The organism is Pedococcus sp. KACC 23699 (assembly GCF_045348425.1).
GTDB lineage: Bacteria > Actinomycetota > Actinomycetes > Actinomycetales > Dermatophilaceae > Pedococcus.
In genome coordinates, this window is sequence record NZ_CP157483.1 from 3,970,268 (window position 1) to 3,985,284 (window position 15,017).

Here is a 15,017-nt window from a genome sequence, read left to right on the forward strand (position 1 = left end):
CAGTTCTGCCATCGGTGCTGGTGCCGCGGGCGACCTCATCCGAAGATGTCACGGTACGCCGCGGCAAGCCGCAAGGAGTCATGGTGGCCGGGTGCAGCGCGCTGGGCGACCGTCGAGATGACGACCTCCGCCCCGAGCCGGGCCGCAGCCTCGCGCAGCTCGTCCTCGTCGTCGACCGCCCCGGGGTCGGCCAGCACGACGTCGAGCCGCAGGCGCGGCGCGTGGTCGGCAAGCGCCTCGACCTGCCGGGCACAGGAGAACCCGGCGGTCTCGCCCGAGTGCTCGAGGTTGAGGGTGAGCAGGCGACGGGCTGCCGTGTCGTGCAGGGCTTCGCGCAGGGCAGGGACCATGAGGTGGGGCATCACCGAGGTGAACCATGAGCCCGGACCGAGGATCACCCAGTCGGCCTCGTGTACGGCGCTGATGGTCTCAGGTGCCGAGGGAGGATCGGCCGGCTCCAGGGCGATGCTGCGCACCTGCCCGCGGGTGCCGGCCACCGCGGCCTGGCCACGCACCGTGACCACCGCCCCGGGGTCCGACGGCAGCGTCCCGGCGACCTGGGCGGTGATCTCCAGCGGCACCGCGGCCATCGGCAGCACCCGCCCGCGCGCGTTGAGGAGCCGACCCACCAGGTCGAGCCCCGCCACGTGGTCCTGGTGCAGGTCCCAGAGAGCGGCGATGAGGAGGTTGCCCAGCGCATGGCCGGCGAGCGGACCGTTCCCCTGGAACCGGTGCTGCAGGACGTCGCGCCAGGTGTGGCCCCACTCCGTGTCGTCGCAGAGCGCGGTCAGGGCCATGCGCAGGTCGCCGGGAGGCAGGATGTCGAACTCCTCGCGCAGCCGACCCGAGGAACCGCCGTTGTCGGCGACGGTGACCACCGCGGTGATGTCGTCGCAGACGAGCTTGAGGGCCTCCAGCGACGCAGCCAGGCCGTGTCCCCCACCCAGGGCCACGACCGCGGGTCCGCCCACTACTCCTGCCCCAGGTCGCGGTGGACGACGAAGGTCGCCACGTCGTCACTGGCCAGATGGGTGCGCAGCGCCTCCGCCACCGCGACCGAGCGGTGCTTGCCGCCCGTGCACCCGACGGCGATCGTGGCGTAGCGGCGGCCCTCGCGGACGTATCCCGCGACGACCGGCTCCATGAGGGCCACCACCCGGTCGACGAACTCGCCGGCCCCCTCCTGACCCATGACGAACTCCGCCACGGGGGCGTCCTGCCCGGTGAAGTTGCGCAGCTCGGGGATCCAGAACGGGTTGGGCAGGAAGCGCAGGTCGAAGACGAAGTCGGCGTCCAGGGGCACGCCGTACTTGAACCCGAACGACATGACCGCGATCCGGACCTTGGGGCCGCTGCTGCCCGCGAAGACGGGGTGGACCTTCTTGGAGAGCTGGTGGACGTTGAGGCCGGAGGTGTCGATGACCACGTCCGCCACCGAACGCAGGTCGGCGAGCAGCTCGCGCTCGCGGACGATGCCGTCGAGCAGGCGACCCTGCCCCTGGAGGGGGTGCGGGCGGCGTACCGACTCGAACCTGCGGACCAGCGCCTCGTCGGTGGCGTCGAGGAAGACCAGGTTGGGGTGCCAGTCGCGCAGCCGCAGCTCGTTCAGCGCGGTCTGCAGGTGGGCGAAGAAGCCGCGGGCCCGCACGTCCACGACGGCGGCGATCCGCGGCAGGTGGGCCGTGCGTCCCTCGCCGTTCGCGAGGTCGGCGAGCGAGACGAGCAGCTGCGGCGGGAGGTTGTCCACGACGTACCAGCCTGAGTCCTCCAGGACGTTGGCCGTGGTGGATCTCCCGGCTCCGCTCATGCCCGTGACGATCACGAGCTCGGGTCGGGTGGAGCCTGTCCCTGCCTCGCTGGTCACTGCCCTGTCCCGTCCTCGTCGATGATCTCGCCGGTCATGAGGTTGACGGCCGGTGTGCCCGACCCCTGCGTGGCCAACTCTGCCGCAATCGTGGTCGCCAGCGCAGGCCCGATGCCGGAAACCGCCGTGAGCTCCTCGGCCGAGGCCGCGCGGATCTTCTTCACGGACCCGAAGTGTCGCAGCAGCGCCTTGCGCCGGGTCTCCCCCAGGCCCGGTATGCCGTCCAGGACGCTCGCGGTCATGGCCTTGGACCGGCGCTGGCGGTGGAAGGTGATGGCGAAGCGGTGCGCCTCGTCGCGCACGCGCTGCAGCAGGTAGAGCCCCTCGCTCGTGCGGGGAAGGATCACCGGGTAGTCCTGACCCGGCACCCACACCTCTTCGAGGCGCTTGGCGAGGCCCACCACCGCGATGTCGTCGATGCCGAGCTTCGTGAGCGCCGCCTTGGCCGCGTTGACCTGGGGCAGCCCACCGTCGACGACGACGAGGTTGGGCGGGTAGGCGAAGCGCTTGGGCTTGCCGGTGTCGGGGTCGATCCGCTCGGGCCCGCTGTCCGGGTCACGGGACAGCTCGAGGTCCGAGGACTGGTCGCGTTCCTCGAGGTAGCGGCTGAACCGGCGGGTGAGGACCTCGTCCATGGCAGCGGTGTCGTCGACCTCCTCCCCACGGATGACGAACCGGCGGTACTCGCTCTTGCGGGCCAGGCCGTCCTCGAAGACCACCATCGACCCCACGACCTGCGAGCCCTGGATGTGGCTGATGTCGTAGCACTCGACCCGCAGGGGGGCGTCGTTGAGGTCGAGCGTCTCCTGGAGCTGCTGGAGGGCCACGCTGCGGGCCGTGAGGTCACCGGCGCGGGCCAGCTTGTGGCGCGCGAGGGACTGCTTGGCGTTGCGGTGCACGGTCTCGAACAAGGTGCGCTTGTCGCCGCGCTGCGGCACCCGCAGGTCGACGTTCGACCCTCGCAGCGACCCGAGCCACAGCGAGACGGCGTCCGGGTCGTCGGGCAGGACGGGGACGAGCACCTCGCGGGGCACGCCCTCACCGGACTCCCCGCCATACACCTGCTGGAGGAGGTGCCCGACGATCTCCGGGACGGTCTCGGAGTCCATCTCGGCCACCCAGCCGCGTTGCCCGCGCACCCTGCCGCCGCGGACGTGGAACACCTGGACGGCAACCTCGAGTCCGTCGTCCTCGAGGGCGAAGACATCGGCGTCGGTGCCGTCGCCGAGGACGACCGCCGACTTCTCCAGCGCCTTGCCGAGGGCGACGAGGTCGTCGCGCAACCGTGCCGCCTGCTCGAACTCGAGATCCTTGGAGGCAGTGGCCATCTCGCGCTCGAGCCGCTTGACGAACCGGCTGGTGTTGCCGGCCATGAAGTCGCAGAAGTCCTCGGCGATGGCCCGGTGCTCCTCGGGGCTGACCCGGCCGACGCACGGGGCGGAGCACTTGTCGATGTAGCCGAGCAGGCACGGACGCCCGACCTGACCGGCCCGCTTGAACACCCCGGACGAACAGGTGCGCACCGGGAACACCCGCAGCAGCAGGTCGAGGGTCTCGCGGATCGCCCACGCGTGGGCGTAGGGCCCGAAGTAGCGGGTGCCCTTGCGCTTGGACCCGCGCATCACCTGGGCGCGCGGGAACTCGTCGCCCATCGTCACCGCGAGGTAGGGGTAGGACTTGTCGTCGCGGTACTTGACGTTGAACCTCGGGTCGTACTCCTTGATCCAGGAGTACTCGAGCTGCAGCGCCTCCACCTCGGTGGACACGACGGTCCACTCGACGCTCGCCGCGGTGGTGACCATCGTCGCGGTGCGGGGGTGCAGGGCGGAGATGTCCTGGAAGTAGGACGACAGCCGCGGACGCAGCGACTTGGCCTTGCCGACGTAGATGACACGCCGTGCCGAGTCGCGGAACCGGTAGACCCCCGGGTCGACCGGGATCTCTCCCGGCGCAGGACGGTAGGTCGACGGATCAGCCACGACACCACTCTATGGAGCGCCACCGACGCCGCCGTCGAAGGGTGTGCCCCGCGGTGACCCGCGGAGCACACCCCGCACCGACGCCGTTGTCGGTTGGGTCGACCGTGGTTGGGTCGACTGTGGTTGGGTCGGCTGTCGGTCGCGTCGACCGCCCGTCGACTCAGGTGACGGAGATGCCGTTGCCGCTCACGGTGATCTTCTTCTCCGGGAGCGGGCTCGAGGCCGGGCCGTTCTTCACGGCCCCCGTCGTGATGTCGAACTTGCTGCCGTGGCACGCACAGTTGATGGTGCCGTCGCTGACGTCGGCGACGATGCATGACTGGTGGGTGCACACGGCACTGAACGCCTTGAACTCCCCGGACGTGGGCTGGGTGACGACGACCTTCTGGTCCGCGAAGATCTTGCCGCCGCCCACCGGGATGGTCGCCTTGGAGATGGCGTCCTTGACGGCATTGGTCGCGGCGTTCGACGCGCTGCTCGCGGCGTCGCCGGCGGCCTGCTTGGCGCTGCCGCAGGCGCCGAGCGCCACGGCGCCGACGCCGATGCCGGCGGAGGCCAACAGGACCCGGCGGGTCGGTCCGGTGCCGCAGGGATCCGCGGGCAGCTCCGCCGTCCGGCCTGTCGGCTGGGCAGCGGGCTCGTCGGTGTGGGTCATGGGTACGCCTTTCGGTGGGATGGCCCCTCGCTGAGGACAGAGACGTGGCCCCGAGTATGCAGCGCCACACTGTGTATACGTCCGAACCGCCCACGGAGTTCGACAGATCCGTCGAACTCGGGCACCGGCGCCTACGCGGTGAGAGTCATGTCCGTTTCGTCGCGCCAACCCCTGAGACCTGTGATAACGACACGGTCACGCCTGACGCCGAAGTCCCCAACCCGGCGAGTTCCCGAGTCATAGTCTGCACACACCCCAACCGGGGACCGTGGGCGCTGTGACCCTGCCGCCTCCACGTGCACCATGTGACTTCAGGAGGAGTCTTGCGTTCCGTGTTCAAGATTGGCGCGCCCCTCGTGGCGGCTGCGCTCGCGTTGAGTGCCTGTGGGGGCACCACCAACGATGCCGGTTCCACCAGCGGTGGCAAGGCGTGCGACCTCAAGATCGGCTTCTTCGGTGCACTGACCGGAGACGCCGCCAACCTCGGCATCAACATCAAGAACGGCGCTGACCTCGCGGTCAAGCAGTACAACGAGAAGAACCCCAACTGCAAGGTCTCGCTCACCTCGTTCGACAGCCAGGGTGACCCCTCGATCGCCCCCGGGCTGGCCCAGAAGGCCGTCACCGACAAGAAGCTGGTCGGCATCGTCGGCCCCGCCTTCTCCGGTGAGTCCAAGGCTGCCGACCCGATCTTCGACAAGGCCGGCCTCAACACCATCACGGCCTCCGCCACCAACCCGGCGCTGTCCGAGAACGGCTGGAAGACCTTCCACCGCATCCTCGGCAACGACGCCACGCAGGGCCCTGCTGCGGCGAAGTACATCAAGGACGTCCTGAAGTCGACCAAGGTCTTCGTCTCCGACGACACCTCCGAGTACGGCAAGGGCCTGGCGGACATCGTCAAGAAGGACCTCGGCTCCGCCGTCGTCGGCACTGACGAGACGGCCGCTGACGGCAAGCAGGACGACTTCTCCCCGACCGTGACCAAGGCCAAGGCCTCGGGCGCGACCGTGTTCTTCTACGGCGGGTACTACTCCAACGCGAGCAAGCTCGTGAAGCAGCTCAAGTCCGGCGGCTTCACCGGCACCTTCGTCGCCGCCGACGGCGTCAAGGACGACGGCTTCATCAAGGGCGCCGGCGCGGCTGCCGAGGGTGCCATCCTCACCTGCCCGTGCCTCCCGCCGGACAAGGCCGCCGAGTTCTCGGCCGCCTACAAGAAGGCGTACAACTCCGACCCGGCCACCTACTCGGCCGAGGCCTTCGACGCGGCCAACGTCTTCCTCGCGGGCATCGCCGCGGGCAAGACCTCCAATGCGGACATGACGGCGTTCATCGGTTCGTACTCTGCCAAGGGCGTCACCAAGAACGTCAAGTTCGACGCCAAGGGTGAGCCGTCCGAGGTCTCCGTCTGGGCCTACAAGGTCGAGGGCGGCAAGATCGTCCCGGACCAGGAAATCAAGTAGTTCCACGTGCAGCGGCCAAGGCTCTCGGCATCGAGGGCCTTGGCCGCTACCGTGTTCCCGTCCGGACGCGGATGGCTCCCCTGTAGGACGCCACCGTCCCCTTACTCGGAGGTCTGATGGATCTTCTGCTCAACCACTTCTGGGAACTCACGATCGGGGGGCTGGCCTTCGGCGCGGTGTACGCACTGGTCGCCCTCGGCTACACGTTGGTCTACGGCGTCCTGCGACTCATCAACTTCGCGCACTCGGAAGTCTTCATGTACGGCAGCTTCGCCGCCGTCTGGGCGCTGACCGCGCTGGGAGCGGGCAAGGCCTCCGGGGCCGGACTGGTCGGATTCCTCGTGATCGGCTTCGCCGCGGCGATGATCACCTCCGCGGTCGTCGCCATGGGCCTGGAGTTCGTGGCCTACCGCCCGCTGCGCAAGCGCAACTCTCCCCCGCTCATCGCCCTCATCTCGGCCATCGGCGCGTCCTTCGTCCTCTCCGAGGCCATGGGGCTGCGGGACAAGCCGTTCAAGTGGTTCGGGGTCGACCGTCAGCTGGCCGACTACGTGGGTCGCCCCCGTGAGGCCTCCCCGCTGCCCCTCAACATCGAGACCGTGCGCCTGTTCCGGCTGTTCGACTACCAGGTCTCCAACATCGACGTCATCGTGCTGGGCTCGGCCATCGTGATGATGGTCGTCCTCGACCAGTTCGTGAAGCGCTCCCGGCTCGGCCGCGGCATCCGCGCCGTCGCGCAGGACCCCGAGGCTGCTGCCCTCATGGGCGTCAACCGCGACCGGGTCATCCGGCTGACCTTCGTCATCGGCGGGGCCATGGCCGGCGCTGCCGCCATGATGTACCTGCTCAAGATCGGTGTCACCCGCTACAACGCCGGCTTCCTGCTCGGCGTCAAGGCGTTCACCGCCGCCGTCCTCGGCGGCATCGGCAACCTTCGTGGGGCCCTGCTCGGCGGGTTCGTCCTGGGAGTGGCCGAGAGCTACGGGTCAGCGATCTTCGGCTCGAACTGGAAGGACGTCGTGGCGTTCACGCTCCTCGTCGTCATCCTCCTGTTCCGTCCCACCGGCCTGCTCGGTGAGTCCCTCGGAAAGGCACGCGCATGAACGCCGTCTCGCACTTCTTCCACGGCGTCGCAGAACGCTTCCGGGACCTGCCCCGCTGGGCCAAGATCGTTCTCGCGATCGCCGGCGCGATCTTCATCTACCTGCTGCCGATCATCAACCCGCCGCTGCTGACGACCACCGACTCCGACTTCGGTGCGGTGCTGTTCCTCTGCGCGCTCTACGCCCTGGTCGCCATCGGCCTCAACATCGTCATCGGCTACGCCGGGCTGCTCGACCTCGGGTACATCGGCTTCTTCGCCATCGGGGCGTTCACCGTGGGTGTCCTGGGGTCGGCGCACGCCAAGCTGCCCCTGCTGCTGTGCATCCCCATCGCGATGGCGGTGACGCTCTTCTCCGGCATCGTCCTCGGCGCGCCCACCTTGCGCGTCCGCGGCGACTACCTGGCCATCGTGACGCTCGGCTTCGGTGAGATCGTCCGCCTGATCCTGGTCAACGCGGACAGCCTCACCGGTGGTTCGCGCGGCATCTCGAACATCCCCACGCCCCCGAGCCTGGACCTGTTCGGCGTCCCGCACCTGGTGTGGAACGGCCTGGTGGCCCAGGTCGACCTGTCCAACCAGACACGCTTCCTGCAGTTCGGGGTGACCGACTCGATCCCGTACTACTGGCTGGCGCTCACCCTGGTCTTCATCGTGCTGTTCCTCGACTGGCGGATGCAGAACTCGCGCGTCGGCCGGGCGTGGGAGGCCACCCGCGAGGACGAGGACGCCGCTGAGCTGATGGGCGTCCCGACGTTCCGCTTCAAGCTGCTGGCCTTCGCGACCGGCGCGGCGATCGGTGGGCTCTCCGGCGCCCTGTTCGCCACCAAGCAGCAGTTCATCAACCCTGACAACTTCACCATCCTCTACTCCGTGCTCTTCGTGGCCATGGTCGTCGTCGGCGGTCAGGGCAACCGGTGGGGCGTCGTCGTCGCGGCGGCGCTGCTCACCTGGGCGCCCGAGAAGTTCCGCTTCCTGGCCGATGCCCGCTTCCTGCTCTTCGGGCTCGCGCTGATGGCCCTGGCCATCTTCCGCCCCCAGGGCCTGATGCCACCACGAAGGTCGGTCCGCGCCACGAAGGCGGACGAGGAGTCCGAGGCGCTCGAGGAAGGAGCAGCGAATGCCTGACACGACTGTCGACATCTCCGTGGAGGAGGTGACCGACCTCCCCCAGGGCAAGATGCTCGAGGTGGACGACGTCACCCTGCGGTTCGGCGGCGTCACCGCCCTGGACGGCGTCTCGTTCCACATCAACACCGGCGAGATCCTCGGCCTGATCGGGCCGAACGGTGCGGGCAAGACAACCTGCTTCAACGTGATGACCGGTGTCTACCAGCCCACCTCGGGTGCGGTGAGGTTCATGGACGAGCCGCTCGGCAAGCGCAAGAAGTTCGAGATCACCAAGCTGGGCATCGCGCGCACGTTCCAGAACATCCGGCTCTTCCACAACATGACGGCGCTGGAGAACGTGCTGGTCGGCGCCGACGCGCACCACTCCACCGGCATGGGCTCGGCGCTGCTGCGGCTGCCCAAGCACCACGCCGAGGAGCGCGAGGGCATGGAGCGCGCCAAGGACCTGCTGAAGTTCATGGGCCTGGAGAAGCGGGCCGACGAGCTCTCCCGCAACCTGCCCTACGGTGACCAGCGTCGACTGGAGATCGCGCGGGCGCTGGCCACAAACCCCAAGCTGCTCTGCCTCGACGAGCCGGCCGCCGGCTTCAACCCGGCCGAGAAGGCACGCCTCATGGAGCTGATCCGCTCCATCCGTGACCAGGGCTACACCGTGCTGCTCATCGAGCACGACATGAAGCTCGTCATGGGCGTCACCGACCGGATCGTCGTGCTCGAGTTCGGCAAGAAGATCGCCGAGGGACTCCCCTCGGAGATCCAGGACAACCCTGCGGTCATCGCCGCCTACCTGGGAGTTGACGAAGATGCTTCTTGAGGTCGAGGACCTCTGCGTCAACTACGGACGCATCGAGGCGATTCGCAACATCTCGTTCACCATCGACGAGGGCGAGGTGGTCACGCTCATCGGCGCCAACGGTGCCGGCAAGACCACCACCATGAAGACGGTCTCCGGGCTGCGCCCCGTCCGTCAGGGCACGATCAAGTTCGAGGGCCAGGACATCACCACGATGCCTGCCCACGAGCGCCCGGTGCTCGGCATCGCCCAGTCGCCGGAGGGGCGAGGCTGCTTCATCGGGATGACGGTGCAGGAGAACCTCGACATGGGCGCCTACGCCCGCCCCGACCGCAAGTCGCCGAAGATCGGGCAGGACCGCGACCGCGTGTTCGGCCTCTTCCCCCGGCTCGCGGAGCGGCGCACCCAGGTGGCCGGGACGATGTCCGGTGGCGAGCAACAGATGCTGGCCATGGGCCGGGCACTGATGGCCAACCCGAAGCTGCTGCTGCTCGACGAGCCGTCGATGGGGCTCGCCCCCAAGCTGATCCAGCAGATCTTCGACATCATCACCGAGATCAACAACCAGGGCACCACCGTGCTGCTCGTCGAGCAGAACGCGGCCCAGGCGCTCAAGCGCGCTGACCGGGCCTACATCCTCGAGACCGGCGAGATCGTCCGTGAGGGCTCCGGCAAGGAGCTCGCGAACGACCCGGCGGTCAAGGCCGCGTACCTCGGCGGCGACGCCTGAGAGGCACGGCTGCCTGGTCCTCGATGGCCAGCCGGCAGTGACGGCGAAGGGGTGGACCGCAGCGCGGTCCACCCCTTCCGTATGCCGCCGGGAGCATTCGCCAGCGCGGTCACCGAGGTGCCCCGGTGGCCGTGTCAGCCCCGCTTGGCAGCCGCCGACCGCGGCGCCTTGGCCGCAGACGTCGACGACGCAGCCTTCGACGTCGCTGTCTTCGTCGTTGCCACCTTCTTCGTCGTTGCCACCTTCTTCGTCGTTGCTGCCTTCTTCGTCGCCGTTGGGCGGCTCGCTGCCGCGGCGGCGGTGCGCTTCGCCGGCTTCTTCGTGGCCGCAGCCTTGGTGGTGGCAACCTTCGTGGCGGCCTTGGCCTGGACGGCCTTGGTGACGACGGCTGCCTTCTCGGCCCCTGCCCTGGCCACGGTGGCACCGGTGGGCCGGGCCGCGGTCCGCGCGCTCTTGGCCAGCACCGGACCGAGGAAGCGGCCGGTGTGGCTCGCCTCGACCGTCGCGACCTCCTCGGGTGTGCCCTCGGCCACGACCAGCCCGCCGCCGTTGCCGCCCTCGGGCCCCATGTCGATGACCCAGTCGGCGTTCTTGATCACATCGAGGTTGTGCTCGATGACGATGACGCTGTTGCCCTTGTCGACCAGGCCCTGCAGCACCTCGAGCAGCTTGCGGATGTCCTCGAAGTGCAGACCGGTCGTCGGCTCGTCGAGGACGTACACGGTGCGACCGGTGGAGCGCTTCTGCAGCTCGGACGCGAGCTTGACGCGCTGCGCCTCACCACCGGACAGGGTCGGTGCCGGCTGGCCGAGCCGGACGTAGCCGAGGCCCACGTCGTTGAGGGTCCGCATGTGCCGGGCGATCCCGGGCACCGCGGCGAAGAAGTTTGCGGCCTCCTCGATCGGCATGTCGAGGACGTCGGCGATCGTCTTGCCCTTGAAGTGGACCTCGAGCGTCTCCCGGTTGTAGCGCGCACCGTGGCAGACCTCGCACGGGACGTAGACGTCCGGCAGGAAGTTCATCTCGATCTTGATCGTGCCGTCGCCGGAGCACGCGTCACAGCGACCACCCTTGACGTTGAACGAGAACCGTCCCGGCTGGTAGCCGCGGATCTTGGCCTCGGTCGTCGTGGCGAAGAGCTTGCGGATCGCGTCGAAGACCCCCGTGTAGGTCGCGGGGTTGGACCGCGGGGTGCGACCGATGGGGCTCTGGTCGACGTGGACGACCTTGTCGAGATTGTCCAGCCCCTTGACCGTCTTGTGCCGCCCCGGGACGTGCCGCGCCCCGTTGAGCTTGTTGGCCAGGACGTTGTAGAGGATGTCGTTGACCAAGGTCGACTTGCCCGAACCGGAGACGCCCGTGACCGCGACGAGGTTGCCGAGCGGGAACGACACGTCGACCCCGTGCAGGTTGTGCTCCCGGGCGCCCACGACGGTGACGTGGCGACCCTTCTCCTGCGGTCGACGGGTGATCGGCGTGGGGATCTCCAGACGACCGGAGAGGTACTTCCCGGTGATGGAGTCGGGGTGCTCCAGCAGGCCCTTGACCGGACCGGAGTGGACCACCACACCACCGTGCTCGCCGGCGCCGGGGCCGATGTCGACCACCCAGTCGGCGGTGGCGATGGTGTCCTCGTCGTGCTCGACGACGATGAGGGTGTTGCCGAGGTCGCGCAACCGGGTCAACGTCTCGATGAGGCGGTGGTTGTCGCGCTGGTGCAGGCCGATGCTCGGCTCGTCGAGGACGTAGAGGACGCCCACGAGCCCGGACCCGATCTGGGTGGCCAGCCGGATGCGCTGGGCCTCGCCACCGGACAGGGTGCCGGCCGGGCGGTCGAGCGACAGGTAGTCCAGGCCCACGTCGAGCAGGAAGCCGAGGCGGGCCTCGATCTCCTTGATCACCCGCTCCGCGATCTGGCGCTCCCGTGCGGTGAAGTCGACGGTCTGCAGGAACGTCGCACAGTCGGCGATGGCCAGCGCACAGATCGCCGAGATGCTCTGCCCACCGATGGTCACCGCGAGCGACTCGGGCTTGAGCCGGGCGCCCTGGCACTCGGGGCACGGCACCTCACGCATGTAGCCCTCATACCGCTCACGGCTCCATTCGGAGTCCGTCTCGGAGTGGCGCCGCTTCACGAACGGGACGACGCCCTCGAAGCCGGTGGTGTAGGATCGCTCGCGGCCGTAGCGATTCTTGTAGCGGACGTGCACCTTGTAGTTCTGGCCGTGCAGCAGGGCCTCGCGGGCCCGGGCCGGCAACGCGCTCCACGGCACGTCCATCGAGAACTTGAGGTCGTTGCCCAGCGCGGTCATGACGCGCTGGAAGTACTCCGCCGAGCCGCTGCCCTGCGCCCAGGGAGCGATGGCGCCCTCGCCCAGCGAGAGGTCCTCGTCGGGCACCAGCAGCTCGGGGTCGACCTCGAGCTCGGTGCCGAGGCCGCTGCACTTGGGGCAGGCGCCGAACGGGCTGTTGAAGGAGAACGAGCGGGGCTCGACCTCGTCCATGGACAGCGGGTGGTCGTTGGGGCAGGCCATCTTCTCGGAGAAGCGGCGCTCTCGGGTCGGGTCGTCGGCGTCCTTGTCGACGAACTCCACGACGAGCACTCCCCCTGCCAGACCGAGGGCGGTCTCGACCGAGTCCGTGAGGCGGCGCTTGGCCCCGGAGTCGGACCCCTTGGCGACGAGGCGGTCGACGACGACGTCGATGGTGTGCTTGATCTGCTTCTCGAGCTTGGGCGGCTCGGTCAGCGACACGACCTCGCCGTCGACGCGGGCCCGCGAGAACCCCTTGCTCTGCAGCTCGGTGAAGAGGTCGACGTACTCCCCCTTGCGGGCGCGCACCACCGGTGCGAGCACCTGGAACCGGGTCTTGTCGGGCAGCTCGAGGAGGCGGTCCACGATCTGCTGGGGGCTCTGGCGCGTGATCGGCTCACCACAGACGGGGCAGTGCGGGCGACCTGCACGGGCGAAGAGGAGGCGGAGGTAGTCGTAGACCTCGGTGATGGTGCCGACGGTGGACCGGGGGTTGCGGTTGGTCGACTTCTGGTCGATCGACACCGCGGGTGACAGGCCCTCGATGAAGTCGACGTCGGGCTTGTCCATCTGCCCGAGGAACTGACGGGCATACGCGGAGAGCGACTCGACGTACCGGCGCTGGCCCTCGGCGAAGATCGTGTCGAACGCCAGGGAGGACTTGCCCGAGCCGGAGAGCCCGGTGAACACGATCATCGAGTCGCGGGGCAGCTCGACCGACACGTCCCTGAGGTTGTGCTCGCGGGCCCCACGGACGACGAGCTGGTCGTGGTGGGGGCGGACGGGTGGGGTGGTGGGGTGCACTGCGGTCACGCGCTTCATGCTAGGTGCCCGCACTGACAGCCGCGTCACGGACGCCTACGGTGAGGTCGTGACGACGACGCCGACCACCCCCATCGAGGAGTACGCCGTCCTCGGCGACACCGAGACCGCTGCCCTGGTGAGCCGGGCAGGATCGATCGACTGGCTCTGCCTGCCGAGGTTCGACTCCCCCGCGTGCTTCGCGGCCCTGCTGGGGACGCGCGACCACGGCCGGTGGCTGCTCGGTCCCACCGACCCGGCCCGCAGCACCCGGCGCTACGTCGAGGACTCGTTCGTGCTCGAGACGACCCACGAGACCGACACGGGCACCGTCGAGGTGCTCGACCTGATGCCGGTCGGGGACGGCCGGGCCGACATCATCCGCAGCGTCCAGGGAATCCACGGGACGGTTCGGCTGCGCCACGAGTGGACCGTCCGGTTCGACTACGGCAAGGTCCGCCCGTGGGTGTCGCACGACGTGGGGCACCGCCTCGACAGCGACGTGATCACCGCGATCGCCGGTCCCGACATGCTCGTCCTGCGCGGCACCCGGCTCCCCGAGCCCGAGGACGGCCACCACGTCGACGAGTTCGACATCTCGGCCGGGGAGACCCACACGTTCTCCTTGACGTGGTTCCCGTCGCACGAGCCGGTGCCACCACCGCTGGACATCGACTCACGCATCCGCGAGACCATCGAGCTCTCCAACGCGTGGGCGCACCGCTGCAGCTACGACGGCCCCTACAGCGACCAGGTGGTGCGGTCCCTGCTCACGCTGCGGATGATGACGCACTCGAGGTACGGCGGGATCGTCGCCGCACCCACGACGAGCCTGCCCGAGGACTTCGGTGGCGAGCGCAACTGGGACTACCGGTTCTGCTGGCTGCGCGACGCCTCGCTCACCCTCCAGGCCCTCGTCTCCTCCGGGTACCTCACCGAGGCGCGGCTCTGGCGCAACTGGCTGATCCGCGCCGTCGCCGGTGACCCGGAGGACCTCCAGATCATGTATGCGATCGACGGCTCACGACGGCTTCCCGAGCGCACCCTGGACCACCTGCCCGGGTACGCCGGATCCACCCCGGTGCGCATCGGGAACGGCGCCGTCGACCAGCGGCAGTCCGACGTCCTCGGCGAGGTGATGATCGCGCTGGACGAGGCGCGCCGGGCCGGGCTGGAGGTGTCACCTCAGGGATGGGCCATGCAGCAGGCCCTCGTCGACAACCTGGCCGAGCACTGGGACCAGCCCGACAACGGGCTGTGGGAGATCCGCGGTCCGCTGCGCCACTTCACCCACTCGCGCGTCATGGTGTGGGCGGCCTTCGACCGTGCGGTCCGCACGGTCGAGGACCACGGGCTCGAGGGCCCGGTCGAGCGGTGGCGCGAGGTCCGCGACGCCGTGCGCGACGAGATCCTCACCAAGGGATTCGACCCCGAGCGCGGCACCTTCACCCAGCACTACGACACCCACGAGGTGGATGCCTCCCTCCTGCTCATCCCCCTCGTCGGCTTCCTGCCCGCCGACGACCCCCGGGTCCGCGGCACCGTGGCCGCGGTGGAGACCGACCTCATGCGGGACGGCTTCCTGCTGCGCTACCGCACCGAGTCCGGCGTGGACGGCCTGTCCGGGGACGAACATCCCTTCCTGGCGTGCTCGTGGTGGCTCGTGAGCGCGTATGCGATGTGCGACCGCCTCGCGGACGCGCGAGCCCTCATGGACCGCCTCGTCGGATTGATGAACGACGTCGGGCTGGTCTCCGAGGAGTACGACCCGGTGCACCGCAGGATGGTGGGCAACTTCCCGCAGGCGTTCTCGCACCTCACCTTCATCGGCGCGGCCCACGCCCTGGCGGCCGCGGAGCGGCGGGCCACCCAGGGCGCGGGGGCCGGTGATGCGGGCATCAGTGCAGGCGGCCTCGACGAGCCGGCGCCACGGGCTGCCGGAGGTGGACCTTCGGACTAACGTGCTGG

Annotated in this window: 11 protein-coding genes; 6 read left to right on the forward strand and 5 right to left on the reverse strand. The window is 69.1% G+C overall.

Annotated features, from left to right (window positions below; all coding sequences use genetic code 11):
• Nucleotides 1-35 precede the first annotated feature (35 nt).
• The 4 genes from yvcK to ABEG17_RS18715 form a co-directional block, all read right to left on the reverse strand.
• Nucleotides 36-971 (reverse strand): uridine diphosphate-N-acetylglucosamine-binding protein YvcK, encoded by a 936-nt coding sequence (gene yvcK / locus ABEG17_RS18700; RefSeq protein ID WP_406830998.1) that lies wholly within the window; start codon nucleotides 969-971, stop codon nucleotides 36-38.
• Nucleotides 971-1,864 carry an RNase adapter RapZ gene (gene rapZ, locus ABEG17_RS18705; protein ID WP_406830999.1) on the reverse strand — a complete coding sequence of 298 codons (894 nt, stop codon included), beginning with the start codon at nucleotides 1,862-1,864 and terminating at the stop codon, nucleotides 971-973. Before rapZ ends, yvcK begins: the two co-directional genes overlap by 1 nt.
• Complete coding sequence (gene uvrC / locus ABEG17_RS18710; protein ID WP_406831000.1) at nucleotides 1,861-3,843, reverse strand: excinuclease ABC subunit UvrC; 1,983 nt, start codon at nucleotides 3,841-3,843, stop codon at nucleotides 1,861-1,863. The genes rapZ and uvrC overlap by 4 nt, the downstream gene beginning before the upstream one ends.
• 160 nt (nucleotides 3,844-4,003) lie before the next feature.
• A complete protein-coding gene (locus ABEG17_RS18715; RefSeq protein WP_406831001.1) occupies nucleotides 4,004-4,498 on the reverse strand; it encodes a Rieske (2Fe-2S) protein in 495 nt (164 codons plus the stop codon).
• 332 nt (nucleotides 4,499-4,830) lie between these two features.
• On the opposite strand from ABEG17_RS18715, the gene ABEG17_RS18720 reads away from it, so the two are divergent.
• The 5 genes from ABEG17_RS18720 (at nucleotide 4,831) to ABEG17_RS18740 (ending at nucleotide 9,717) form a co-directional block, all read left to right on the forward strand.
• Nucleotides 4,831-5,961: a branched-chain amino acid ABC transporter substrate-binding protein gene (locus tag ABEG17_RS18720; RefSeq protein ID WP_406831002.1), complete on the forward strand. Its 1,131-nt coding sequence runs from the start codon at nucleotides 4,831-4,833 to the stop codon at nucleotides 5,959-5,961.
• 116 nt (nucleotides 5,962-6,077) lie between these two features.
• The gene (locus ABEG17_RS18725) at nucleotides 6,078-7,064 is read left to right on the forward strand and encodes a branched-chain amino acid ABC transporter permease (RefSeq protein ID WP_406831003.1); all 987 of its coding nucleotides are present in this window, start codon (nucleotides 6,078-6,080) and stop codon (nucleotides 7,062-7,064) included.
• Nucleotides 7,061-8,191: a branched-chain amino acid ABC transporter permease gene (locus tag ABEG17_RS18730; RefSeq protein ID WP_406831004.1), complete on the forward strand. Its 1,131-nt coding sequence runs from the start codon at nucleotides 7,061-7,063 to the stop codon at nucleotides 8,189-8,191. Before ABEG17_RS18725 ends, ABEG17_RS18730 begins: the two co-directional genes overlap by 4 nt.
• Complete coding sequence (locus ABEG17_RS18735) at nucleotides 8,184-9,008, forward strand: ABC transporter ATP-binding protein (RefSeq protein WP_406831005.1); 825 nt, start codon at nucleotides 8,184-8,186, stop codon at nucleotides 9,006-9,008. The genes ABEG17_RS18730 and ABEG17_RS18735 overlap by 8 nt, the downstream gene beginning before the upstream one ends.
• Nucleotides 8,998-9,717: an ABC transporter ATP-binding protein gene (locus ABEG17_RS18740; protein WP_406831006.1), complete on the forward strand. Its 720-nt coding sequence runs from the start codon at nucleotides 8,998-9,000 to the stop codon at nucleotides 9,715-9,717. The genes ABEG17_RS18735 and ABEG17_RS18740 overlap by 11 nt, the downstream gene beginning before the upstream one ends.
• A gap of 134 nt (nucleotides 9,718-9,851) precedes the next feature.
• On the opposite strand, the gene uvrA is transcribed toward ABEG17_RS18740, so the two are convergent.
• On the reverse strand, nucleotides 9,852-13,070 hold the full coding sequence (uvrA, locus tag ABEG17_RS18745; RefSeq protein ID WP_406831007.1) for an excinuclease ABC subunit UvrA: 3,219 nt from the start codon (nucleotides 13,068-13,070) through the stop codon (nucleotides 9,852-9,854).
• Nucleotides 13,071-13,119: 49 nt separating this feature from the next.
• Here uvrA and ABEG17_RS18750 point away from each other — a divergent pair, with 49 nt between their 5' ends.
• Complete coding sequence (locus ABEG17_RS18750; RefSeq protein ID WP_406831008.1) at nucleotides 13,120-15,009, forward strand: glycoside hydrolase family 15 protein; 1,890 nt, start codon at nucleotides 13,120-13,122, stop codon at nucleotides 15,007-15,009.
• The last annotated feature ends 8 nt before the right edge of the window (nucleotides 15,010-15,017 follow it).

Coding starts and splice junctions, on each gene's coding strand:
- ABEG17_RS18715 (WP_406831001.1), bottom strand. CDS start 4,498: ATGACCCACACCGACGAGCCCGCTGCCCAGCCGACAGGCCGGACGGCG.
- ABEG17_RS18725 (WP_406831003.1), top strand. CDS start 6,078: ATGGATCTTCTGCTCAACCACTTCTGGGAACTCACGATCGGGGGGCTG.
- ABEG17_RS18735 (WP_406831005.1), top strand. CDS start 8,184: ATGCCTGACACGACTGTCGACATCTCCGTGGAGGAGGTGACCGACCTC.
- ABEG17_RS18730 (WP_406831004.1), top strand. CDS start 7,061: ATGAACGCCGTCTCGCACTTCTTCCACGGCGTCGCAGAACGCTTCCGG.
- ABEG17_RS18740 (WP_406831006.1), top strand. CDS start 8,998: ATGCTTCTTGAGGTCGAGGACCTCTGCGTCAACTACGGACGCATCGAG.
- uvrA (WP_406831007.1), bottom strand. CDS start 13,070: ATGAAGCGCGTGACCGCAGTGCACCCCACCACCCCACCCGTCCGCCCC.